The sequence below is a fragment of the Lysinibacillus sp. UBA5990 genome, from assembly GCF_002429815.1.
Taxonomy (GTDB): Bacteria; Bacillota; Bacilli; order Bacillales_A; family Planococcaceae; genus Lysinibacillus; species Lysinibacillus fusiformis.
This window is the reverse complement of the sequence record NZ_DJAY01000011.1, coordinates 199,366-224,884: the sequence shown is the minus strand read 5'-3', so window position 1 is coordinate 224,884 and position 25,519 is coordinate 199,366. Positions and strand designations below refer to the sequence as shown.

General features: G+C 38.2%; 22 protein-coding genes and 1 other annotated feature. Of the genes, 5 read left to right on the top strand and 17 right to left on the bottom strand.

Annotation, left to right across the window (positions count from 1 at the left end; genetic code table 11):
- Positions 1 to 52: 52 nt before the first annotated feature.
- Positions 53 to 284, bottom strand: a binding site (T-box leader).
- 154 nt (positions 285 to 438) lie between these two features.
- The 10 genes from B3D94_RS08540 to zapA form a co-directional block, all read right to left on the bottom strand.
- A complete protein-coding gene (locus B3D94_RS08540; protein WP_193832819.1) occupies positions 439 to 1,416 on the bottom strand; it encodes an electron transfer flavoprotein subunit alpha/FixB family protein in 978 nt (325 codons plus the stop codon).
- A 37-nt stretch (positions 1,417 to 1,453) separates the two neighbouring features.
- Entirely contained in the window at positions 1,454 to 2,227 is a 774-nt protein-coding gene (locus B3D94_RS08535; RefSeq protein ID WP_025114531.1) for an electron transfer flavoprotein subunit beta/FixA family protein, read from the bottom strand.
- A 116-nt stretch (positions 2,228 to 2,343) separates the two neighbouring features.
- Positions 2,344 to 3,117: an enoyl-CoA hydratase gene (locus B3D94_RS08530; protein ID WP_291756647.1), complete on the bottom strand. Its 774-nt coding sequence runs from the start codon at positions 3,115 to 3,117 to the stop codon at positions 2,344 to 2,346.
- A 14-nt stretch (positions 3,118 to 3,131) separates the two neighbouring features.
- On the bottom strand, positions 3,132 to 3,713 hold the full coding sequence (locus B3D94_RS08525) for a TetR/AcrR family transcriptional regulator (RefSeq protein WP_025114529.1): 582 nt from the start codon (positions 3,711 to 3,713) through the stop codon (positions 3,132 to 3,134).
- Between the two features lie 148 nt (positions 3,714 to 3,861).
- The gene (locus B3D94_RS08520; RefSeq protein ID WP_291756645.1) at positions 3,862 to 5,556 is read right to left on the bottom strand and encodes a long-chain-fatty-acid--CoA ligase; all 1,695 of its coding nucleotides are present in this window, start codon (positions 5,554 to 5,556) and stop codon (positions 3,862 to 3,864) included.
- 426 nt (positions 5,557 to 5,982) lie between these two features.
- On the bottom strand, positions 5,983 to 6,396 hold the full coding sequence (locus B3D94_RS08515; protein WP_008179180.1) for a DUF350 domain-containing protein: 414 nt from the start codon (positions 6,394 to 6,396) through the stop codon (positions 5,983 to 5,985).
- Between the two features lie 22 nt (positions 6,397 to 6,418).
- Positions 6,419 to 8,785, bottom strand: coding sequence for an endonuclease MutS2 (locus B3D94_RS08510; RefSeq protein WP_291756638.1), 2,367 nt, complete (start codon positions 8,783 to 8,785; stop codon positions 6,419 to 6,421).
- Positions 8,786 to 8,803: 18 nt separating this feature from the next.
- The gene (gene polX / locus B3D94_RS08505; protein ID WP_291756635.1) at positions 8,804 to 10,513 is read right to left on the bottom strand and encodes a DNA polymerase/3'-5' exonuclease PolX; all 1,710 of its coding nucleotides are present in this window, start codon (positions 10,511 to 10,513) and stop codon (positions 8,804 to 8,806) included.
- Positions 10,514 to 10,571: 58 nt separating this feature from the next.
- The gene (locus B3D94_RS08500) at positions 10,572 to 11,111 is read right to left on the bottom strand and encodes a CvpA family protein (protein WP_012295574.1); all 540 of its coding nucleotides are present in this window, start codon (positions 11,109 to 11,111) and stop codon (positions 10,572 to 10,574) included.
- Between the two features lie 5 nt (positions 11,112 to 11,116).
- Positions 11,117 to 11,377 (bottom strand): cell division protein ZapA, encoded by a 261-nt coding sequence (zapA, locus tag B3D94_RS08495; RefSeq protein ID WP_012295575.1) that lies wholly within the window; start codon positions 11,375 to 11,377, stop codon positions 11,117 to 11,119.
- Positions 11,378 to 11,511: 134 nt separating this feature from the next.
- Here zapA and rnhC point away from each other — a divergent pair, with 134 nt between their 5' ends.
- Positions 11,512 to 12,438, top strand: a complete 927-nt coding sequence (gene rnhC / locus B3D94_RS08490) for a ribonuclease HIII (RefSeq protein ID WP_069482278.1) — start codon at positions 11,512 to 11,514, stop codon at positions 12,436 to 12,438.
- 204 nt (positions 12,439 to 12,642) lie between these two features.
- Here rnhC and pheT read toward each other — a convergent pair whose 3' ends face one another.
- The 3 genes from pheT to B3D94_RS08475 form a co-directional block, all read right to left on the bottom strand.
- Complete coding sequence (pheT, locus tag B3D94_RS08485) at positions 12,643 to 15,060, bottom strand: phenylalanine--tRNA ligase subunit beta (protein ID WP_069482279.1); 2,418 nt, start codon at positions 15,058 to 15,060, stop codon at positions 12,643 to 12,645.
- A 12-nt stretch (positions 15,061 to 15,072) separates the two neighbouring features.
- A complete protein-coding gene (pheS, locus tag B3D94_RS08480; protein WP_008179193.1) occupies positions 15,073 to 16,110 on the bottom strand; it encodes a phenylalanine--tRNA ligase subunit alpha in 1,038 nt (345 codons plus the stop codon).
- A 393-nt stretch (positions 16,111 to 16,503) separates the two neighbouring features.
- On the bottom strand, positions 16,504 to 17,268 hold the full coding sequence (locus B3D94_RS08475; RefSeq protein ID WP_291756629.1) for a TrmH family RNA methyltransferase: 765 nt from the start codon (positions 17,266 to 17,268) through the stop codon (positions 16,504 to 16,506).
- Positions 17,269 to 17,465: 197 nt separating this feature from the next.
- On the opposite strand from B3D94_RS08475, the gene B3D94_RS08470 reads away from it, so the two are divergent.
- Positions 17,466 to 17,861, top strand: coding sequence for a (deoxy)nucleoside triphosphate pyrophosphohydrolase (locus tag B3D94_RS08470; RefSeq protein ID WP_069482281.1), 396 nt, complete (start codon positions 17,466 to 17,468; stop codon positions 17,859 to 17,861).
- A 7-nt stretch (positions 17,862 to 17,868) separates the two neighbouring features.
- Here the strand turns inward: B3D94_RS08470 and B3D94_RS08465 are convergent, their stop codons facing one another.
- From B3D94_RS08465 to B3D94_RS08455, 3 genes are all read right to left on the bottom strand, one after another.
- Entirely contained in the window at positions 17,869 to 18,846 is a 978-nt protein-coding gene (locus tag B3D94_RS08465) for a sensor domain-containing diguanylate cyclase (RefSeq protein ID WP_069482282.1), read from the bottom strand.
- Between the two features lie 27 nt (positions 18,847 to 18,873).
- Positions 18,874 to 19,665, bottom strand: a complete 792-nt coding sequence (locus B3D94_RS08460; protein WP_069482283.1) for an alpha/beta fold hydrolase — start codon at positions 19,663 to 19,665, stop codon at positions 18,874 to 18,876.
- 150 nt (positions 19,666 to 19,815) lie between these two features.
- The gene (locus B3D94_RS08455) at positions 19,816 to 21,165 is read right to left on the bottom strand and encodes an FAD-binding oxidoreductase (RefSeq protein ID WP_069482284.1); all 1,350 of its coding nucleotides are present in this window, start codon (positions 21,163 to 21,165) and stop codon (positions 19,816 to 19,818) included.
- A 163-nt stretch (positions 21,166 to 21,328) separates the two neighbouring features.
- Between B3D94_RS08455 and B3D94_RS08450 the strand changes: the two genes are divergently transcribed.
- The 3 genes from B3D94_RS08450 (at position 21,329) to B3D94_RS08440 (ending at position 23,218) form a co-directional block, all read left to right on the top strand.
- Positions 21,329 to 22,738 carry a LysM peptidoglycan-binding domain-containing protein gene (locus B3D94_RS08450; RefSeq protein ID WP_069482285.1) on the top strand — a complete coding sequence of 470 codons (1,410 nt, stop codon included), beginning with the start codon at positions 21,329 to 21,331 and terminating at the stop codon, positions 22,736 to 22,738.
- Between the two features lie 117 nt (positions 22,739 to 22,855).
- The gene (locus B3D94_RS08445; protein ID WP_139133748.1) at positions 22,856 to 23,017 is read left to right on the top strand and encodes a YfhD family protein; all 162 of its coding nucleotides are present in this window, start codon (positions 22,856 to 22,858) and stop codon (positions 23,015 to 23,017) included.
- Between the two features lie 12 nt (positions 23,018 to 23,029).
- On the top strand, positions 23,030 to 23,218 hold the full coding sequence (locus B3D94_RS08440) for an H-type small acid-soluble spore protein (protein WP_008179225.1): 189 nt from the start codon (positions 23,030 to 23,032) through the stop codon (positions 23,216 to 23,218).
- A 49-nt stretch (positions 23,219 to 23,267) separates the two neighbouring features.
- Here the strand turns inward: B3D94_RS08440 and B3D94_RS08435 are convergent, their stop codons facing one another.
- The gene (locus B3D94_RS08435) at positions 23,268 to 25,418 is read right to left on the bottom strand and encodes a bifunctional diguanylate cyclase/phosphodiesterase (RefSeq protein WP_414673981.1); all 2,151 of its coding nucleotides are present in this window, start codon (positions 25,416 to 25,418) and stop codon (positions 23,268 to 23,270) included.
- Positions 25,419 to 25,519 lie beyond the last annotated feature (101 nt).

Sequence of the window (25,519 nt, the reverse complement as noted above, 5' to 3'; positions counted from 1 at the left end):
CCTCCTAAAAATCAAAAAAGGCATACCGTCTGTTCCTTCATCATCAAATGAAAGAAGAGACGATATGCCATAAGCAAACCGCGGTACCACTCTAATTGGTTCTTTATGAACCCTACTTAAAACCTTGTAACGAAGGTTAATCGTCAAACAAATAGAATAATCAGACAATTCTATTTATCTTACCACTCCTAGGCAAGTTCAAAGTCTTATTGGTCTGCGTTGCACCAACCCGCAGCTCTCTTTACCTAATAATGACTTTTACTACTCCTAATCTTTGCGTTTAAAAACATTATGATTGAAAATTTAATGATTATTCAACACTATAATCGCAACTGTTAATTATGTCAATATTTTATTTTGCGATAATTTTCAAATAGCAGTTGCTTGCTTAAAAAATAAAAAAAGGCAGGAAGGATTCATCCCTTCCTGCTATAACCTTTATGCATTCACTTTTAAAGCCTTAAATTCCTCAATTAATAGCGGAACTACTTCAAATAAATCTCCAACGATTCCATAGTCTGCTACTTTAAAAATATTTGCTTCAGGATCTTTATTGATAGCAACAATCACTTTAGAGTTTGACATTCCTGCTAAATGCTGAATAGCACCTGAAATACCAGCAGCAATATAAAGATCAGGCGTTACAACCTTACCAGTTTGACCAATTTGAAGTGAATAGTCGCAATACTCAGCATCACAAGCACCACGAGATGCTCCAACTGCACCGCCTAGTAAATCAGCAAGCTCTTTTAGTGGTTCAAATCCTTCTTCAGATTTTACACCACGACCACCAGCAACTACTACTTTTGCCTCTGATAAGTCAACACCCTCTGAAGATTTACGAACAACCTCTTTAATAATTGTGCGAAGGTTTGTAATTTCTACAGTAACTGCCGAAACATCTCCTGTTTTACCATCAACTTTTTCTAAAGGTGTAATGTTATTTGGACGAATAGATGCTAATACAATTCCGTCTTTTACTTTCACCTTTTCAAAAGCTTTACCAGAGTAAATTGGTCGGATGAATACAACATCATCGCCTGAACCTTCAATTGTAGTAACATCAGATACTAAACCTGCTTGTAATTTACTTGCAATTTTTGGCGATAAATCTTTCCCATTTGCCGTATGACCAAAGACAATGCCAGCTGGCTTTTCTTGCTCAATAACAGCTAGTAGCGCTTGACTATAGCCATCAGATGTATATTGTTTTAAATGTGGGTGTTCCACCGTTACAACACGATCAGCACCGTATTCAAATAATGGACCTGTTAAATTTGCTACAGCATCCCCTAAAAGTACCCCTACAACCTCGCCACCATCAGCGATTTGTTTTGCAGCTGCAATTGCTTCGAAAGAAACATTACGTAAGCTTCCTTCACGAACTTCACTTAATACTAATACTTTTTTTGACATAGCATATTCCCTCCGTTACCCTTTAAGATTCGATTTTTTAAACTACTTTTGCTTCTGTGTGAAGTAGATTTACCAGTTCTTTTACTTGTACAGAAAGGTCGCCTTCAAGAACACGCCCTGCTGCTTTTTGAGCTGGTAAGAAGATATCAACCGTTTCAATCTTCACTTCTACATCATCTTCATCGATATCTAAATCATCTAATTCAAGCTCTGCAAGCGGTTTCTTCTTCGCTTTCATAATACCTGGTAGAGATGGATAACGTGGCTCATTTAACCCTTGTTGAGCTGTTACTAACAGTGGTAAAGAAGTTTCAATTACTTCTGAATCCCCTTCTATATCACGAACAATTTTTGCAGAAGTTCCATCAATTTCAAGCTTTGTAATCGTTGTTACATAATTAATATCTAGTAAATCTGCAACACGTGGACCTACTTGACCAGAACCACCATCAATCGCAACATTTCCTGTTAAAATTAAATCAGCATCTTTATCTTTTAAGTATTCTGCTAATAGATAAGCAGCAGCATTTTGATCTAATTCATCTAAATCATCTTCCGTATTGATAAGCACTGCTTCATCAGCGCCCATTGCTAGAGCTGTTCGTAATTGCTTCTCAGCATCCTCGCCACCAATTGTTACTACCGTCACTTTACCGCCAGCAGCGTCACGTACTTGGATTGCTTCTTCGATGGCATATTCATCGTAAGGGTTAATAATGAATTCTGCGCCGTCCTCTTGGATTTTACCACCCGACACAACGATTTTTTCTTCTGTATCAAACGTACGTTTAATTAATGCAAAAATATTCATATATCCATACCTCCTGGAACGTTTTATAATTCTAAGTAAACTTATAAATATTATATATATTTAGTTTCAATAACATCGATAACATACTTGCTCGTTGCTATCGACATATGGGAAAATTATCTGCCAGTAAACATAGGCTCACGCTTTTCAATGAATGCTTGAATTCCTTCTTTTGCATCTTCTGTGACGAACACTGTACCAAAGGATTTCGCTTCCGCTTCAATACCTTCATAAAATGAAGCATGTTTTGCATATTGCAATGTTTGAATAGCTGCCTTTAAAGCAATTGGGCTCTTCTTGGCAATACTCTTTGCAATTTTTAACGTTTCCTCTAATAGTGTCTCTTCTGAGAATGCACGGTTTGCTAAGCCCCATTGTACAGCTTCCGTACCTGAGATCGGTTCGCTCGTAAACATCATTTCAGCAGCCTTTGCTACACCAACATAACGTGGTAGGCGTTGCGTACCCCCAAAGCCAGGAATAAGGCCTAATTGTAACTCAGGTAAACCTAGTTTCGCTGATTCCGTAACAAAGCGCATATGACAGCTCATTGCTAGCTCAAGACCACCACCTAATGCTGCACCATGAATAGCTGCGATAACCGGCTTAGGAAATGATTCCAAACGCTCAAATACTTGCTGTCCATTGCTAGCTAGCTTCGTAAACTCTTCTCCAGATTCTACCCCAGTAAATTCTTTAATATCTGCACCTGCAGAGAAGAAACGGCCTTCACCATGAAGTACAAGGACTCTTACAGCATCATCATGTTCTACAGCATCTAGCACAGCATTTACTTCTGCAATAATACCGCGAGATAATGCATTTGCTGGTGGACGTGCAATTGTAACATTTGCTACCCCATCTTCCACTTTCCAACTTAGAAATTCCATTTCTCCACATCCTTTTAACCTTTAATGGCGTTCAGGATTAATGCCTGAACCTTCGGAACCTGTTCCATCAAATCATATCGATAGTCATTCATAACCCACGACGTAATAGTTTCATCAATTGTTCCAAAAACCATTTGACGTGCCAAGCGTACATCCATCGTTTGATTGAACTCACCTGAAAGCATACCTTCGATTAAAATTTGATCAAGTAAATGTAAATACTCACGTAATACTGAATTAATTTTTAGTCGTAAGTCTTTGTTTGATTGGCGAAGCTCTAATTGTGTGACGGTTGCTAGGTATCGATCTGTCGCTAGAACATTAAAATGATTTTCAATCATTCGGGAAAGTTTATCTTTAGACGTATTCCCATTTTCTATTATATCTTGTAATGACTCTACAAAAACAGCCATTTTTTCATTAAAGACAGAAATTAATATATCTTCTTTATTTTTAAAATATAAATAGATTGTTCCATCGGCCACCCCAGCCTGTTTGGCGATTTTCGATACTTGCGCTTGGTGATACCCATTCTCCGCAATAACGATGACAGCAGCATCAATAATTTGCTTATATTTTGGCTTATCTCGTTTCACTTTTATATCACCACCTAAAAAACATGCGCACGTCACCATAATCAAGTATGACGTGAGAACCTAAAAAAATATGAAAATATGAATGGTCATTCATTCATATTTTCATATTATATTTTACATCATTGCTTGTCAATACTTTAACACGTATTTATTTCGCTTCTTTATTCGCCATTTTTGTTTTTTCTTCTTCCACTAATGTACGGCGCAAAATTTTCCCAACGGCTGTTTTTGGCAGCTCATCTTTAAATTCATAATACCGTGGAACTTTAAATGCCGCTAGATGCTGACGGCAATATTTATTTAATTCGTCTTCTGTAATCGAATATCCTTCTTTTAAAACAATATAAGCTTTTACCGTTTCTCCTCGATAAGGGTCTGGTATACCTGCTACAACGCATTCTTGGATTTCCTCACGCTCGTATAACACTTCTTCAACCTCTCGAGGGTATATGTTAAAGCCTCCGGCAATAATCATATCTTTTTTACGATCCACTACATAGAAAAAGCCTTGCTCATCCATATAACCAAGATCTCCTGTTAAAAACCAGTCATCTGTGAATGTAGCGGCCGTATCCTCTGGGCGATTCCAATAGCCCTTCATCACTTGTGGTCCTTTAACTGCAATTTCACCAACTTCACCAACTGGCAATACTTCCGTATCCCCTGTCCGCAAAATAATCGCTTCTGTATTTGGCCAAGGTAATCCAATCGAGCCAATCACCCGCTTGCCCCAAATTGGAGTAGCATGTGTCACTGGTGATGTTTCAGTTAATCCATAACCCTCTACTAATTTCCCACCTGTTACCTCTTCAAACTTCTCTTGCACTTCAATTGGCAATGAAGCAGAGCCACTTAGACAAGCCTTAATAGACGATAAATCGTAATTAGCAATGTCTGGATGATTTAATAAACCGATGTATAGGGTTGGCGCACCAGGGAAAAGGGTTGGCTTTTGCTTATCGATTGTCTTTAATGCTGTTTCAGCATCAAATTTCGGTAAAAGCACCATTTTATTTTGAGTGAAGACTGATAAAAGCATAACAGTTGTCATACCATAGACGTGGAAGAATGGAAGGATACCCATAATGACCTCTTCACCGTGCACACATTTATACATCCATGCATCACACATTGTCGTATTGGCGATTAAATTTTTATGGGTTAGCATGACTCCTTTCGGGTATCCGGTTGTTCCACCTGTGTATTGAAGTAATGCTAGATCTTCTTCAAAATCGAAAGGAATAGGATCCATTACCTTGATTGGTGCAGAACGCATGATTTCTGAAAACAAATGATTTTGTCCACTATGTTCAACCTTGACACTAAAGCCATATTGCTTTTTTTGAATAAACGGATAGACTAAATTTTTTGGGAATGGTAAATAATCTTTGATGGCTGTCACAATGACATTTTCTAGGGCGGTCTCTTTTAAAATTTTCATTACTCTTGGGTACAAAATATCCATCACAAGAATAACTTTCGCACCCGAATCTGCCATTTGATATTGAAGTTCACGTTCAGTATAAAGTGGATTTGTTTGTACGACAACAGCACCTGCATACATGGCACCGTAGTAAGCGATTACACTTTGAGGCGAGTTAGGTAACATAATTGCCACCCGGTCTCCCTTTTCCACACCTAATGATTGTAAATAGTTTGCGAATCTTAAAGCAGACTCATATAGTTCGGTGTACGTCAAATCCTTCCCCATAAAATGAATCGCTACTTTTGATGGATTCTTTTTATAGGCACGTGTCAAAAACTCTTGCACTGGAATTTCTTCAAACGTTAAAGACGATGGTACTTCTTCAGGATAATTTGCTAGCCATGGTTTTGCTGTCATACGTCCTCTCCCCTTTGTCCCAAACTTTGTCAATTCTTAATTTTATTATAATGAAAAAGAAATGCACTTTCAAACAGAAAATAGAAAATAAACGTATTTTCGATTAATTATTATGCATTTAACAACATTATTATGACTAATTCTAAATAGGATTTGTATGGATACATATGATGAATACTCATTCATTCACTGGTTTTTCAAATAGAAATAATCTATATATTTCTATATTTGAAAAATAATTTTTCCTTTCAAGGCTTTAGTAGAGTTTAGTTGAAGCCACCTACAATAAGCTCAATAAAAAACGCATCCTTTTAAAAGGATGCGTTAAAGTGTTTAAATAGTCATCATATAATAGACGCCCACTGCCAAAAATGCGATACAGACAATGATTAGTACTTTTGCTAATTTTTCCATGTCATGACACTCCTATGCAATACTTGCCCCAATTACAAACGATAGTCCAACTGAAATGGTAAAGGAAATGAAACCAACTGAGCGATTATCATTGGCAATCTCTTGATCAACATTAAAACGAGGTGTCATAAATTCAAATAAGAAATATGCAACAATTAACAACGTAAAACCAAAAAGACCCCAGCCAATCATTTCACTTAATGTACTATGACGAGCAATAGAAAAACGAAAAATATTACAAATTCCTAGTATTTTTCCGCCTGTTGCAAGTGCCACAGCAACATTACCTTTTTTAATTTCTTCCCAATTTTTATACTTCGTCACGACTTCGAACAATGCCATCGACACGACCAAACATAACACAACAACACTAAAGTATCCTGCCGTTTCGATAATTGGATATCGCCAAAAGCCAGAATTCAGCATTTTTCTCCGTCCCCTTTATAGCTTATTTCAATTCAACAACTGTGACGCCTAAGCCCCCTTCGCCGGCTTCACCAAAACGGAAGGATTTCACACGCTTATTGTTTTTCAAATAGCTTTGAATACCTTGGCGTAAAGCCCCAGTACCAACACCATGGATTATAGATACACGACCATAATTCGCAAGTAAAGCGTCATCAATATACTTTTCAGTCCTTAAAATCGCATCTTCATAGCGCTCTCCACGCAAATCCAATTCTAATTTCACATGGCCATTTCGATTTTTCACACCTGCTGTTCGTACAATAGGCTCTTTTTCAGGTTTAATATACTCCAAATCATTATCAGAGATTTTCATTTTTAAAATCCCCATTTGGACAACCCATTCTGTATTCGAAACTTTTTCTATCAAAGTACCTCTTTGACCATAGCTTAACACCTTTACCTCGTCCCCGACAACTAAGTTTTGCGCACGGGCTTTTACTTGTGCAGCTTTTTTTAATACTTTATTGTTTTCAAGCGGTGTTGCTTCTTCCAAACGTTTACGCGCTTCAATTAGTTCATGCTCTTTAACAACTTGGTCGGCATTTTTACGCATTTCTCTCAGCTCAGCAATAATGCCTTCCGCTTCATGTTTTGCTTCTTCTACAATTTTACGAGCTTTTTCTTTAGCTTTCTTATCAAGTGCCTCTTTACGTTCGTCATAGGCTTGCAATTTATCTTGCAACTCTTTACGTAAGCTCTCTGATTCTAACAATAATGCATGAGAACGCTCTGCATCATCTTCTGATTGACGACGTGTTTCCTCTAATGAAGCAATCATCGATTCAACCTCATGTCGATCTGTTCCTGTGAAGCCTTTAGCACGCCCAATAATCGATTCTGGGAGACCCAAGCGACTGGAGATTTCAAATGCATTCGAACGTCCAGGAACACCAATTAGTAGACGATAGGTAGGACTCAATGTTTCTATATCAAATTCTACACTAGCATTGGCAACACCAGGTCGGTTATAACCGTATGCTTTAAGTTCAGGGTAGTGAGTCGTTGCCATCACACGAGCACCGCGACCATGCACCTCGTCTAAAATAGAAATGGCTAAAGCTGCCCCTTCTTGGGGGTCTGTACCTGCTCCTAACTCATCAAAAAGAACAAGTGACTCATCATCAAATTTTTGTAAGATGTCAACAATATTGACCATATGAGATGAGAATGTAGAAAGCGATTGCTCTATAGACTGCTCATCTCCAATATCAGCAAACAATTTTTTAAACACGGCAAGCTGAGATCCATCCAATGCTGGTACCGGTAACCCTGCTTGAGCCATTAATGTACACAAGCCAACTGTTTTTAATGTTACCGTCTTACCACCTGTATTTGGACCCGTAATTACTATTGCCGTAATGTCTTTCCCAAACTCAATATCGTTTGGCACAGCTGTATCTATTGGTAATAGAGGGTGGCGTGCACGAACAAGGCGGATATAGCCATCCTGATTCATTTTAGGCATAGTACATTTATTGGCTTGGCCATACTTGCCTTTAGCTAAAATGACATCGATATCCCCTAATACCTTTACTAAGTTAAATAAATCTGGTGCTACTTCTTGCACCATTGCGCTTAATGCTAATAAAATTCGTTCAACCTCAGCCTGTTCTTTCATTTTCAAACGATGAATTTCATTATTCGCTTGGACAATAGAATCTGGCTCAATGAATAGTGTTTGTCCAGAAGAAGATTGGTCATGAACAATTCCACCATAATGATGACGATATTCTTGCTTAACGGGAATAACAAAGCGATCATTCCGAATTGTAACAAGTGTATCAGATAGCATTTTCGATGCATTACTGCCACGGATTAAGCTCTCCAATTTAGAACGCACCTTTGCTTCTTCAGAGCGTAAGGATTGGCGAATAGTTCGTAAAGTTGAGCTAGCCGAATCTAAAACAGCTCCATTATCATCAATACAGTTATTAATTTCATGCTGTAAACCCGTTAATACAGGCATTGTTTCCTTTTTGGCGATGAAATGGGGAATCTCAATCACTTCATCGGCTTCCAAATCCTCAATAAAATTGCGAAGAATTCTACTAGCTCGAATTGTACTAGAAATTTCCATTAGTTCTATTGCTGCTAACATGCCTCCGATTTGTGCACGTCTTGCAGATGGTCGAACATCAAATATTCCACCCATCGGTACATTACCTTTTACACGTAAAATGGATAAACCCTCATCCATTTCTTCTAATAGTTGTACTACTTTATCAAAGTCAGTCTGTGGTACAAGCTCCTCGATGGCAGATTTCCCAATTGAAGAAGTACAATAGGTAGCCACTTGTTGCCGTACTTTATCGTATTCTAGTGTTTTCAATGCGCGTTCTGCAATCACTGAGAACACCTCCTCAACCTATTTATTTCGTCGTATGAACGCCTCAAATTGTTCGCGCGTCCATGTATTCACAATCAAATCTTTTGGCATCCATGCTCTATTGGCATAGCGAACTCCAATATCCATAAAACGTAAATGTGCCGTATCATGGGCATCCGTATTAATCGCGATTGGCACACCTGCTGCTAAAGCCATCTCTAAATGTTCAACACATAAATCAAGACGATATGGATTAGCATTTAACTCTAAAATTTTACCATATTCCTTCGCCCAGGCAATTAACTGTCGCATATCAGGATTATAGCCATCACGATCTTCAATAATTCGCCCTGTAGGATGGGCAATCATATGGACATAAGGATTTTGCATAGCTGTCAGTAGCCGTGCCATAATTTTATCTTGTGATTGTGTGAAACTTGAATGTATAGAAGCAATAACAAAATCTAATTCGCACAAAACTTGATCATCAAAATCTAAGCTACCATCCGGTAAAATATCCATTTCTGTACCTGTAAATAAATAGAATTCGGGATGGGCTTCATTAAATGCTTCAATTTCCACTCGCTGTTTTTCTAAACGCTCTGGTGTTAAACCATTTGCGACTTTTAGAAATTGGGAGTGATCCGTAATGACGCTATATTGATAGCCACGCGCTAGTAATGCTTTGCCCATTTCTGTAACAGAGTATGCACCATCTGACCACGTCGTATGCAAATGCAAATCGGCCTTAATATCCTCTAGTCGAACTAATTTTTGGATACTCTCTGTTTTGTCAAATTCTACTGTCCCTGTACGCAAGCTTGGTGGAATCCAAGGTAAATCAAAATGAGCAAAAAATGCCGCTTCATCTTGAAATGTTAGAACAGTACCATCTTCCTGCTCCACACCATATTCACTAATTTTTTCACCTCGTGCTTTTGCAAGTTGGCGCATGCGGACATTATGGTCCTTAGAACCTGTAAAATGATGCAAGGCAGTCGCATATTCGATGTCCTTCACTAAGCGGAAATCAACGCTGACTGGCTCATCTAAGTCCAAAATCACCGAGATTTTTGTATCTCCTGCAGCAACGACTTCTTGAATGGCTAATGTATTTATTAATTTTTCACGGACTGCCTCAGCTGCTTCTGTTACAACAATAAAATCAATATCTTTACTAGTTTCAGCTGCCCGACGGAAACTTCCAGCTACAGAAAAACGTTCCACTTCCTCCATACTATCTAGAAGGGCTTCTATTTGTAAAACCACAGGCTCTAGCTGCCAAATAGGTAGACGTTCAGAGCGATTAGCTAAATTGGCAAGTTCCTTTAAAATTTTCTCCTCTGTTTTGGCAGCAAAGCCAGCTAATTCACGAACATTGCCTGCTTCACAAGCCGCCTTTAAGCTTTCTGCTGAGTCGATGCCTAGCTCTTGGTGAAGCTTGGCTATCTTTTTTCCACCTAAACCTGGCAACTTTAACAATGGCAATAACCCTTTAGGGACAAGCTCTTCTAGTTCCTTTAGCAAACTTGACTCACCTGTTACCATCAAATCCTCAATAACAGCAGCCGTCCCCTTGCCAATCCCTTTAAGTTTTGTTACATCATCCATTTCACTTAATGAACGCTCGTCTCCTTCAAGTGCCGCGGCTGCTTTTCGAAAGGCAGAAACCTTGAATGGATTTTCACCTTGTAATTCCATATACAGAGCAATTTTTTCAAGCGTGCGAATAATGGTTTTTTTATTCACCGATAATTCCTCCTATCGTAAAAACACTTCTCTCAAAACAGAGAGAAGTGCATAGTTACTATTGCATATAAATATACCACCAGTTTTGGAACATCTTTGTAATGACCGGTGTATGCTCTAAAATAAGACCACTTAACAATGACTTCGACATTAAATTTTGTATGCTATCAATCGGTAGTAGAGCGCATACGTATAGCAAAATAAACATAATTAAATAGTTTTCAATCATGCCGAATAACGCTCCAAGCCAACGATTTACTGTGTTCAGTACAGGTAAATAAGCGATAAAATCAAAAATCGATGCCACAATTTGCAATGTTATTTTTACAGCGAAGAAAATTACTGCAAAAGCAATTACACGATAGAATGTGCGGTCTAAATCTAGACTGTCTATCACGACACCAAGACTACCTGTATCAGTAACTCCTGGATACGGAACCCAAAATACAAATTTTTGTGCTAATGGCTTATAATAAATATACGCAACAATTAGGGCTACTATAAAGCTGACAATGTGCATCATTTGTACAATGAAACCACGTTTTGCACCGACACCAATTCCAGCTAAAAGTACCACTAATATGATTAAATCTAACATGCTCTTCAACCCTTTAATTTTTTCAATTCTTCTTCCAGCTGCTCCAGCCGCTCTTTTAATAGTAAATTATCATGTACTGTATTTACTGCTGTCAGAACAGCAAGTTTTGTGCTATCAAGTGAGGGATTATGTACGTTCATCTCGCGCATACGGTCATCAACAATCGAAGCAACAAGTCGCATATGGCCAATGGATTCCAAGCCGACCATTTTATATGTATGACCATATATTTCCACAGAAATTTTATTCTTTTCTTGTTTTTCCATAGTCGCACCCTCCTATAAATTCGATACACGCAAGATTTTTTTGCTTGCTAGCACCATCACACAAAAAAGCTATTTATTATCATACCATGAAAGGTATAAAATTGTGAACAATGAGGACAGAAAGGATCGATTAAATGTCAAATATTGTACTTTCCATTTCAACAAATATTCAAAAAGAGGTGATGGCATACTATGCATCCAACTATATTGAACGCAAGGCTGCTGGTGTAATCTTCGCCGCAAAACTACCAGATACCTCCATAACAATGTATAAATCAGGAAAAGTAATGTTTCAGGGTGGTGGAGCTGAACGTGAAGCTGCCCGCTGGGGGACAATTGAAAAAACACCGAACTCGAAATCATCTACTATTGGGGCAAAGGGTGATACACTACCCGACCAATTTGCAACGATGTCCGTATTAGGCTCAGACGAAACAGGCACTGGTGATTATTTTGGCCCTATCACAGTAGCTGCCGTGTATGTACCTGCCTCCAAAATTGAACTGATCAATGAGCTTGGTGTCAAGGACTCTAAAATGTTATCGGATGATTACATGCGGAAAATTGCTCCTGATTTACGCGCAGCTTGCGTTCATAGTGTTCTCATCTTACGTAATGAAAAATATAACAGCTTACAGGCAAAGGGCTACTCCCAAGGGAAAATGAAAGCCATGATGCACAACAAGGCCCTACAAAACACACTGACAAAAATGGCTCCCGAAAAACCTGCATGTATTTTAATTGATCAGTTTGCAGAACGAGGTGTTTATTACAATTACTTAAAAAACGAACGAGAAATTGTACAGGAAAGCGTGTACTTTTCTACTAAAGCCGAGCAATTACATGTAGCCGTGGCTACAGCTTCAATTCTAGCTCGTGCTGCGTTTTTAAAGGAAATGGATCGTCTAAGTGAAATGGCAGGTTTAGAGTTAACGAAAGGGGCCTCAAACAAGGTAGATATGCAAGCTGCACGTATTTGGCGTAAACAAGGGGAAGAATTTCTACGCTCCATTACAAAATGGCATTTTGCTAATACAGAAAAAGCGCGAAAGATGATTTAGAAAAACATTGAGCTCCAAACGAAAAAGATTGTCTAGATGACAGTCTTTTTTCTTTACCAAAATAAAGTAAAGGTTGTTTTCCATGAAGGGGACACTTTCCTTATGACAGTGTAAGAAATATGACAAAAGCCATCGAGAGTAAACTTCTCGATGACTTTTGACTAAGTCTGAGACTATCTAGTACGACAGTCTTTTAAATAAATTTTAGCGCACTTCTGTACCATCGATTGTAGCAATTGCTTTTAGTACTTTATTGTGTGCAGCTACTACTTCTTCGTCTGTTAACGTGCGTTCTGGGTCGAAGTATGTGAGCGAGAATGCTACGGATTTTTTCCCTTGCTCCATTTTTTCACCCTCGTAAACGTCAAATACGCGTATATCCTTCAATAATTTTACACCAGCTACATTAATAGCTTTAACGACTTCGCCTGCAGTTGTTGTACGGTCCATAATAAGCGCAATATCACGAGACATCGCAGGGAAACGAGGTACTGGTTTGTAGGAAAGTGGCGCTTCTTGATCAGTTGCATTTAAAAGAGCAACGAGATTCATTTCCATAACATACGTGTCTTTTACACCCCAAGCCTTTTCCTCTGCAGGATGTAGGCCACCAATAATACCAACTTGCTCGCCATCCAACAATATACTAGCTGTACGACCTGGGTGTAATCCATCAATTTGTGCTTTTTCAAATGAAATGCGATTTCCTAGGCCAAGCTTACCAATAACACCTTCTATAACACCTTTTAAGACGAAGAAATCTACAGCCTTTTTCTCGCCTTGCCATGCGTGATCAAGCCATTTCCCTGTAAGGACTGCAGCAAGATGCTCTTCTTCGAAAGGCTGCCCTTCCTCCGATTGACCAAGGAATACTGAGCCAATTTCATATAGAGCTACACTGTCTGCTTGGCGGGCAACATTATAGGCTGCTGCTTCGATTAAGTGTGGAACCAGGCTTTGTCGTAATGTAGAGCGTTCTTCACTCATAGGCATTAGTAAACGTGTCACTGGTTCAGCTTTCAATGCAAATCGTTGTGACAAAGCATCAGATGTTAATGAATACGTCACTGCTTGATACAGACCAGCACCCTCCATATAATTACGAACAACACGACGATTAGCTTGGTAAGATGTCAAACTACCTACTTGCGTAGGACCTTCTGGTAATGTCGTTGGAATCTCGTCGTAGCCATAAAGACGAGCAATTTCCTCTACGATATCCTCTTCGATTTTAATATCCTGACGACGTGTTGGTGCATCGATAATTAATAAACCATTCGCAGCTTCTACTCCGAATTTTAAGCGCTCTAAAATAGAAAGCATATCCTCTAATGCAATCTTCATGCCTAAACGTTCGTTAATAAAATCTGGTGATACGACAACACGCGCTGGTGTTTTATCTAACTCGTCTACTACACATGTACCTTCTAATACTTCACCACCAGCTAATGCAGCAAGTAATGTTGCAGCACGTTCGGCTGCAGGTAAAACACGGTTCGGGTCTACCCCTTTTTCAAAGCGGGCAGATGCATCAGATCGAAGTCCAAGATGACGAGATGTTTGACGCACTGTTAAGCCGTCGAAATAAGCCGATTCAATGACAACAGTCGTTGTAGAATCTGTTACCTCAGAATTAGCACCACCCATTACACCAGCAATAGCAACTGGCTCTTTGCCATTCGTAATAATTAAATCTGACGCTTTTAATGTACGTTCTTGATCATCCAAAGTTGTGATTTTCTCACCCTCTGTTGCTTTACGAACAACGATTTCACCTGTTGCTAGGCTATCATAGTCAAAGGCATGAAGTGGTTGACCATATTCCATTAACACATAATTCGTTACGTCCACTACGTTATTATGGGGACGTACACCTGCTGCCATCAAACGATTTTGAAGCCACATTGGTGACTCACCAATTTTGACGTTTTTCACAACTTTTGCGACGTACATTGGGTTTGCTTGCATATCATCCACACGAAGCTTTAGTAAATCCTCTGCTTTTTCGCTGGCAGCTTGATAAGCGATATTTGGATACTTTACTTCCTCTGACAGGATAGCGCCCACCTCATATGCTACACCCAGCATTGAAAGTGCATCTGATCGATTTGGTGTTAAACCAAGCTCTAACACCGTATCGCGTAAGCCTAGAATAGCCAGTGCGTCCGTTCCTACTTCCGCACCTTCTGGAAGCACGTAAATGCCCTCAGAGTACGCCTTAGGAACAAGCTTTCCTTCAATACCTAGCTCTTGTAATGAACAAATCATGCCATTTGATTCATGTCCACGAAGCTTAGCTTTTTTAATTTTAATACCGCCTGGCAAATGGGCACCTGGGCGAGCCACAATTACTTTTTGACCAGCATCTACATTGGGAGCACCACAAATAATTTGTTGAGGCTCTTCTTCTCCAACATCCACTTGACAAATATTTAATTTATCGGCTTCTGGATGTTTTTCTTTTGATACAACATATCCAACTACAACTTTATCCATTGCATTTGCACGATCAATGACCGCGTCTACTTCAATTCCTGAACGTGTAATTTTTTCTGCTAATAGCTCAGGTGCTAAGTCCTGTGTGTTGACATAATCTTTTAACCATTCTAATGATACTAACATGTTTTATCCCCCTTACGCCTCTGTTCGCTCGAATTGTGATAAGAAACGAGTGTCACTTGTATAGAAGTGTCGAATATCGTCGACACCATATTTCAACATGGCAATACGCTCTGCACCAATACCAAATGCGAAACCAGAAACTTTCTTCGGATCATAGCCAGCCATTTCTAAGACGTTTGGATGAACCATACCTGCTCCTAGTATTTCAATCCAGCCAGTGCTCTTACATACGTTACATCCTGCACCACCACATTTAAAACAAGAGATATCCATTTCAACAGACGGTTCGGTGAATGGGAAGAAGCTTGGACGAAGTCGAATTTCACGTTCAGCACCAAACATTTTTTTCGCTAAAGTATCTAAAGTTCCTTTTAGATCACTCATACGAATATTTTCACCAATTACTAAACCTTCAATTTGCATAAATTGATGGGAGTGCGTGGCATCATCATTATCACGACGGAATACTTTCCCTGGACATATGATACGAATAGATTCACCTTTTTTAGCCTCCATAGTACGAGCCTGTACAGGCGAAGTATGAGTACGTAATAATATTTCCTCGGAAATATAGAACGAGTCTTGCATGTCTCGAGCAGGATGACCCTTTGGTAAATTTAATGCTTCAAAGTTATAATAGTCCTTCTCTACTTCAGGACCCTCAGCAATTTCATAGCCCATCCCAATAAATAAATCTTCAATTTCTTCAATGACACGTGTCAATGGATGGCGATTTCCTACTTTTATTTCACGTCCAGGTAAAGTAACATCAATCGACTCACTTGCTAATTTTTCAGCAATAGCTGCTTCTTCAAGTACAGCAGCTTTTGACTCTAATACTGCCGTTACGTTCTCACGAACATTATTCACTAAAGCACCCATTTTTGGTCGCTCTTCAGCTGATAATTTCCCCATTCCCTTTAATAAATCAGTAATAGGTCCTTTTTTCCCTAAATATGCAACACGTACTTCATTTAATTCTTTTAGACTTGCTGCTGCTTCAATTTTAGCAAGTGCTTCTTGCTCTAATTGCTTTAATTGCTCTTCCATGTTAAAACCTCCTTAGAAAATTAATGCCTGTTTTTAGGCATAAAAAAACTCGCCCCTAAAAAAGGGACGAGGACATATTCGCGGTACCACCCTAGTTATTGCAAGGCCAATATCCTTACAATCACTTCATTGACATAACGACTTGATAAAGCCGGCTTACCTTTACAGCATCAGGCTGGTCCCGGTAGCTGCTCACAGGCTGAATTCAAAATTGCATCGGTACGGCGTTGGCTCTCAATCTCCGGCCACACGCTCCCTGTCGTCCATTCACAATTTTTACTACTTCCCGGTCATAGCATTTCATATTTAAACTTACATTTTAGAATTGATTATACAATAATGAACAGTTGCAAATCAAGGGGCAACTAGCAGAAACCCGCATGAATCTGTCAATTATTTCACAAAACCATATAAAACTATTCCAGTTGCTACAGCTACATTAAGTGATTCTGCCTGACCAAAAATAGGAATGATTATATTTTGGTCTGTCAATGCTAAAAGCTGCGGCTGAATGCCACTACCTTCATTCCCCATAATAATCGCAAATGCACCAGTATGCTGAATGTCGCTATATGGCACGGCGTCTTCATCCAATGCCGCACCAAATACTGGAACACCTTGATCCTGTAAAAAGTCTACACATTCTGTTAACTCTTCACGTACTACAGGGATGTGGAAATGTGAGCCTTGTGCAGCTCGTAACGTTTTAGGATTGTAGACATCGGCACAGCCCTTCCCTAAAATAACGGCATCTAACCCAGCTGCATCGGCTGTACGAATCATTGTTCCAATATTACCTGGGTCTTGAACAGCATCTATCAATAGCACTTTACGCCAAGATGCCTTCACTTCCTCTTCTAATACAGGCTGTTTACAGATAGCAAAAACACCTTGTGACGTTTCTGTTTCCGCAAATTCCTTCGCTACTACTGACGTCACCTCTACAATAGCGATTCCATCAATCGGCCATAGCATCGGTAAATCTACACCTTCACGTACAATAATTTGCAGCACTTGCTCTTTATTTTTTAATGCTTCTTCTACAAGATGAAATCCTTCTACTATGAATTCACCTGATCGTTCCCGTTCTTTTCTTGTTGTCGCCAATTTTTTCCAATATTTCACTAGCGCATTTTGCGTAGATTCGATTCTCTTCATTGCTACCTATTACCGCCTTTTTCCTATATATTGACCATTATTATACCTTAGGAAATACTAAATTTCATAGCTATGTGAGAAAACTGTTATTTTCCTAAGACAAGTGTAATTTTAATGCAGTGTCTAACATCTCCACCATGCTATAATGGTACATATTTCGAAATAATTTTACAGTATCGAGAAAAAAGGTGATAAGGGTGAAAAAAACAATACATGTAGTGGGTGCCATTATTGAAAATGATCGACAAGAAATTTTCTGTGCTTTAAGAAATGCTCCTATGGTACTCGCTAATTATTGGGAATTCCCTGGTGGTAAAATTGAACCCGGTGAAACTCCCCAGCAAGCACTTTATCGAGAAATACTTGAGGAATTCAACTGCATCATTCAAGTTGGTGAACCAGTGACCGAAACTCTTTATGAATACGAACAATTTTTTGTTCACCTAGAAACTTATCTAGCCACTATTGTTAAAGGTACTCCACAAATATCGGAACACGCTGAAGCAAAATGGGTTCCTCGTCAGCAACTGCTGGAGCTTTCTTTTGCTCCTGCCGATTTACCTTCCATTGAAAAACTATTAGCGGAACAATAACACATATTTACTTCATATCATAAAAATGAGTCACTTGGTTACGACCGTTTTTTTTCGATGCATACAAGGCATCATCCGCATTTTTTAACAATGTCGCACCAGTATCTTCGGATGTGACGGTTGCCATTCCAATACTTATCGTCACCTGACCAGCTGGCCAATAATCTAACGCAACCGTTTTTCTTATTTGCTCCCCTAACTCTTTTGCTGCGGCAATATCAGTTTCCGGTAAAATCATGACAAATTCCTCACCACCATAACGAGCGACGGTATCTTCTTTACGCGCTCGTTGTGTTAATAACTGTGCCAATTGAGCAAGAACATCGTCACCTACTTGATGTCCAAACGTATCATTAACCTTTTTAAAATGATCAATATCAAGAATACATAGTGAAAAAGGCTTAGCTAATTCATAATAACTATTGAGCTGTTGTTCAAGTTTATCTTGAAAGAATCTTCTATTTTTTAAACCCGTTAGTTTGTCTGTCTCCGATAATTCAACTAAAGTAGCATTCATGGCTAACAATTTTGCCTGTTGTTGTTCGATTTCCATATGAATTTGCTCCAAATTGGCTAATGCCTGTTCTTTTTCTTGGTAGGCTGCCTCTAGTAGCTTTTTAGCCGAACGTAATTCTTGTTCATAATCAATACGTTTTTGCATTTTGACTAAAATACAATCAATTCGCTCTACCGTATCTTCGGTATACAATCTAGCATTCATTAGAAATGGGATAGCCATCCCTTCCTTATGTTTGAGATGAATAAACAATTCCTCTACTTGCTGTTCTAAATTTATTATCGGATAAAAATACGAGTGAAAAATTAATTTATTAGCAGTAGATAGAAGTATCTCTAGATGTTGTTGCAGCAAATCTGCCTGCTCAAAGCCTAAACAATTTAATAAGGTGTCATTAACCTCTGCAATTACTCCTTCATGAGTGATGGAAAGAAAACCACATGGCGCATCATTAAGTCGTTGTTCCATTTACAATAATCCTTTCATTATTCTTCCCTACAAAAAACCCGTAATACACTGAATGGTTTCATTTGGGTGACTAATGTGAGGGTAATGTCCTTTCGCTTCCATTAAGCTAAAAGTACTGCCTTTAATATGTTTATGTAAATAATCTCCTACACCTATGGGCACAATACTGTCCTCGGAGCATTGTATAATTAAAACCGGGACTGTTACCTTTGATAATTCATTTCGATGATCCGATAAAAATGTTACCTCGGCAAATTCTCTCGCAATGACAGGGTCTGCAGATTTAAATGTTTGTTTGAGTTCATCCGTTAATGCTGGATTTTCAGGATTGCTCATTGCGATAGGAGCCATATAACTTGCCCAACCTGCAAAGTTCATTTCCATCATATCTAATAATTCCGAAATATCACTACGTTCAAATCCACCAATATATTCACCATCATTTAAATAACACGGTGAAGGTCCAATCATAATTAATTTTTTAAAGTATTCAGGTCGTTGGATGGACGCAAGTAGTCCAATCATGGAACTAATAGAATGTCCTACAAAAATACTTTGCTGTAATTTTAAAGATTCAATAATATCCAATAAATCTTGCACGTAGCCCTGCAAATTTTGATATTTCTCTGATGTATAGGCATTTTTATCTGAGCTTCCAGATCCGACATAATCGAATAATATAATTTTATATTTGTCCATAAATGCAGGCGTAATAAAACGCCACATGTTTTGATCACAGCCAAAACCATGTCCAAAAATAATCGGTTGATCCCCTTGTCCAATTACTTTCACATGATTACGAACAACAATATTTTCCATCCTACTAACTCCTTTTTAGAAATATATGTAATAGTTTTATTGTGACCTTTGATACTGTAATTATCAAGATTAATTTCCTCTTATAGATCGGTCATGCTTTCACTATAAAAAGAGAGCAGCAATGCATCCGCATACTGCTCATCTTATAGGCTATAACCATTTTCTATTAGGTGGAATACTTTGCGGAAATTGAAAAACATTAAAAGGATCATATTTTGTTTTCACTTCTCTCAACCTTCTAAAATTACGGCCATAATAGGCTGTTGGCCAATCCTGAATAAATCGATCAGGAAAATTGACATAATCGCCTGTGGTATATGGAGATAAAGCTCTCCGTATGTCCTCCACCCATTCGATATTTTGTTTTTCTTCATCTGTTTTTTTCCAAGAGGTATTGTATTCTTGAGCCATAATTGCATTTCGGTAGAAATAGGCTGTGCGATTAGGCGTAATTTCACTGACAGCTCCTCGTAAGGATTGCTGCCAAATTGTCGTATTTGGATTAGGGGCATGCGTTAAAAACTCCTTCATTCTCTTAATGGCCTCAAAAGGAAGCGGTCTCTCAATAAAGGAACCTGATCTTTTATAGAGAACTGGTTGATTACCACTTGGTAGATCAAAAAATTCTACAGCCTTGATATAGGGTACTTCCTTTATCCATATATTTATTGGTGAACCTGCTTTTCTTAGTGGTCGAAGAAGTTTTTTTAATTCAGCTGCGGAACCCACAAATTCCCCTTGAGATACGATCTCCCCAACTTCTTTAGTCTTTAACTCAATTTGTGATGTCAGACGCATATCAGTAAATGGAGCCCATTTTTGCCATGTATCAAAAGCAAGCTCAAAATCGGTCCATCCCCATGTGATGGAAAAAAGCGAAACTTCGCTGATAGCATGTAGCTTAAATGTTAATGAAGTGACAATGCCGAAATTGCCACCACCGCCACCACAACTTGCCCAAAAGAGGTCATTATTGTTTTGCCTATTTGCTTGGATAATCTTGGCACCATCCTGCCCATCTGCAATCACTATCTCTAATTCGAGGAGATTATCACAAGTTAGTCCAAAAAGTCGTGACAGCATGCCAATCCCTCCACCAAGGGTTAAGCCAACAACGCCAACGCTACTTTCTGTACCAGCAGGTATCGTTACACCTTTTTCCCATAATTCTCTGTATACCTTTCCTAAATTGGCACCAGCCTCGATTTTGACCGACATATCTTGGAGATTAATCGCCATGTTATTCATATCGCTTATATCAATAACAAGACCCTTATTTAATAACGAATAATTTTCATAGCTATGTCGGCCACTGCGAACCCTGAAAGGTTCATTGTTTTCCCTTGCCCATTTTAAGGCATTGACCACATCTTTTGTTCTTTGACAAAATACAATTAAGCTCGGATATTTGGGATTATTTAAATTATTATTCGTCCGCGCTTGTTCATAATTCGGATCTTCAGGAGTAACAATTCTACCTGTAAGTTTCGCTTTCTTCACCTAAAACCCCTTCCCCTTCACATCTAATCTATGTCATATCCTATGCTAGGTATCCTGGGGAAAGAATTTGAAGCTTTAAGCTTTTGCATATCTCTTATAAAATACTCATTTCATGATTTGAATCATATGATGCAGTAATGAACTATCATTTAGGAGGTGTTCTATGATTATTCATGTAGTAAGTGCTGGGGAAACGCTTTGGCATATTGCCAATCGTTATGGGGTATCTGTTCAATCTATTACTCTGTTAAATGCGTTAGCTACACCAGATCAATTAGCCATCGGACAATCACTTGTTATCCCTTCATCGTATACCACATATACCGTGAAAAGCGGAGATACATTATGGTCGATTGCCCAACAATTTGGCGTTCCGCTACAAGCAATCATTGCAGACAATCATCTAACTAACCCTGATATGTTAACACCTGGTACTAAATTAATTATTCCACCAGTCGTTCATATTGTGCAGCCTGGTGAAACTTTATGGCAAATTGCTCAAAATTATGATACGACTATCCAAGCAATTATTGCTGCAAATCATATTAACAACCCTAATATGATTTATGTGGGTGCTCAATTAATCATCCCTAGAAAATTACCACTTATCGAAGTAAATGCTTATTCTTACCAACCATATAAGGAAGCAATTGATTCCATTAATGCCGTTGGCCATCTACTTACTTATTTTAGTCCTTTTGCTTATAAAATGAAGGAAGACGGTACATTACAGCCTATAAATGATGAAGAAATGATAGCAGCTGCACAGGCTAAAAGCATCATTCCTATGTTAACCCTCACTAATTTTACTTCAACAGAAGAAGGCTCTAATTTGGCACATGTTGTCTTGTCCAATGAAGAGTTACGTGTCAAAGTGATGAATAATGTTTTACAGGTGATGAAAGAGAAGGGCTATCAAGTTTTGAATATTGATTTTGAAAATGTTTTGCCTGCTGATCGAGAAAATTACAATGCATTTATCCAATTAGCAGCGGATATGCTACACCCTATGGGTTATCTCGTATCAACTGCACTGGCACCTAAAACAAGTGCAACGCAAGTTGGAACGTTATATGAAGCACATGATTACGAGGCACATGGTCGAATAGCAGATTTTGTAGTTTTGATGACGTATGAATGGGGATATCGTTTTGGATCTCCTCAAGCCATTTCCCCTATTAATGAAATGAAAAGAGTTGTTGAATATGCACTTACAGAAATACCTGCGGATAAAATTTTATTAGGCTTTGAGCTATATGCCCGTGATTGGGTATTACCTCATGTCAAAGGCCAAGAAGCCGAGACATTTAGTCCACAGGAGGCCCTTAATCGTGCCATTAAATATGGTGCCACCATCCAATATGACCAAACAGCGCAATCCCCATTTTATCGTTATGTCGATGAACAAGGAAGAAATCATGAGGTATGGTTCGAAGATGCGAGAAGTGCACAAGCTAAATTTGACATGGTCAAACAATATAATCTTCGAGGAATTAGTTATTGGGCTTTAGGTTTCCCATTCCCACAAAATTGGGTACTTTTAAATGAGAATTTTTCTATAAAAAAACCGTAGTTTTTTTATTGTGCACTCAACTAATAAAGATATGCTACATTTCCCGATTTTTTCCCATGATAAAAAGCTTATTTCAAAGCCATATTAAGATATACCAATTTGAAAGGAGCAACTCACATGGGAAGAGACAATAAACAAGGTCAAAGTAACAATAAAGGTTCATTACCTCAAACGCCAAAAAACCAGAAGATCGCCCCTAATAAGGTTAGTGAGGAATTTTCTCAAGAGTTCATGGAGCTGATAAATACAGTAACGCAGCACAATAAGAAGAAAAAATAAGGGGGGCTTCTGTTGGATTTTCAACGTGCACGTGAAATTGTCGCCTCACCGTTAGAATATGAAGTAAGCTATAATGGTGTATCCGTTTGGATCGATAAACTTCATGATGAGAAAACAGCGACTGTTCACCTACGCCGCTCTTTAGAGGAGCGGTCTGAAGTAGATATATCTGAACTGAAGGAAGAATATCTCGTTCACTAGAAAAGAAAGAACCTGCTTATCTTTACCTAAGCAGGTTCTTTGCATTGCTTTACATACTATATTGTTTTTTATATCGAAGCTGCGTTAAGACTTCATCTACATGGTTGTGTAAATCATGAAAGGTTTCCGAAATTTGCTGAGGTGAAATCGGTCTACTAAATAAATAACCTTGAATATAATCACACCCACCTTCCATCAGAAACGACAGTTGCTCAACCTCTTCGATGCCCTCCGCCACAACCTTCAAGCGTAAATGCTTTGCCATCGAAATAATCATCGACACAAGTGCCTCATCATTTGGATTATGTTGAACATTTCTCACAAAAGTACGGTCAATTTTTAGACAATCAATTGGGAAATCCTTTAAGTAGGATAACGAAGAATACCCTGTGCCAAAATCATCTACTGCTATTTGAATACCGAGCGCCTTTAATTCATGCAGTAGCTGTGTCATTTGATCAATATTCATTGTCATACTTTCCGTAATTTCTAATTGCAAATAATGGGCATCTAATTTCGAACGTTGTAATATGTCACCCACCATTTCAACTAAATCTTGTTGAAATAATTGTCCAAGTGAAAGATTCACAGCCACTTTGATTGGAGGTAACCCTTGTTCCTCCCATTGTTTCGCTTGCTGACAGGCTGTTTCTAATATCCATTTGCCAAGTGGAATAATGAGACCACATTCTTCGGCGATCGGAATAAATATTTCAGGTGACACAAATCCTCGATTTGGATGTCGCCAGCGGACTAGTGCTTCAACTGATTCAATTGCACCACTTTTTAAATTTACCTGTGGCTGATAATCTAAATAAAATTCGTTATTGGCTAACGCATTATGTAAATCTTGCTCTAACAATATCCGATCTGCAATTCCTTTAGACATGTAAGGCTTATAGAAAAGAAATCTTTGCGGTATTTGTCTAGACTCCCGCATGGCTAATTGGGCATGCATCAATAGCTCTTCACCTGTCCACTTTTCCTCCTGTAAGGCGATTCCCATATTTAAATTGCCATTTAAAGAAAATAATTGTACTTGTAAAGGTTTTTTCATGGCACTTTTTAGATTTAAGCAAAATTGTAATAGCTCCTCAACAGTCTTTACATGATGAATGTAAATGACAAATTGGCCCTCTTGTAGTTTAGTCGCAAAATAATGCGGTGGTAAAATCGTTTGAATACGTTCTGCCACTAGCTGCATCATTTTATTAGAATGACTGATCCCTATGGAAGAACGAATGGCTGCAAACCGATCGATCTCTATGGCAATGATCGCCTTTTGAAGTCCGTTTTCATGTAATTTTTCCTTTAATGTTTTAAGTAATAAATGCTCATTTGGCAATAGTGTAATATCGTCATGATAGGCTTGAAATTGTAGCTCCCGTTGTGATTGTTCAAGATCCTTCTTTATTTTTAACAGTTGTTGAAATGGTTTTTCAACAGATGTATAATAAATCGCCTTTAAGAAAAAGTAAAATGCTAAAAATTGATATATAAGGGCGGAGAAATCCCAAATCGCATGCGTATCTTGGCTAATAATAAAAAACGTATCACTTATAATGAGCGAGATAGCTGCACTGATGAGCCACATGGAACGCTTTGGCATTTTCTTAAAAAACCTACTAATAATGTTTATTGTTATCAGTTGAAGAACAATAGAAAATAGGTGTACCATATTATCAATATGATCTATCCATTGTACAGGCAATAATTTTGGTGAGATATATACTAGGAGAATACTTGCTATAACAAAAAGTAGTGAACCGCTATAACTAAGGGTTCGATGCTTCATTGTTAATTGTTTTTTAGGGTATAAAATAATAAATAAAAAACCAAGTGATAAATAAAAACGTATTAAGATATGCAAAGTGCTATCCATATAATCCCATTTTATGTAATGATTATGGCTAAAAAATAAACTGACTAATTCAAGTAATGCTAGAATAAAAAACACATTTCCTATGTATAAAGTTTGATTTGATAGTAAGTGGGAAAAAACTAAATAAGATTGTATGGCAATTGCCATTGTAAATACAATAATTAAAACTTGTATAATCAATTTTAAATTTGTATAAATCTCACCTTGAAAAACACCATATATTTGATTGCTAAAACTTAATAATGGTATGACCAGTAGTAATGGTAATACCATGTACCAAACCTCTTTTTTATCGATCTGATTAAACCATTTGCCCAACACAAACCCTCCATACTACTATGTAAAAAAAACGCTAGGTATTTTTAACTACCACAATTGAATAATTTATGTAAAATTGTATTTTTCTTTGACTACTTACA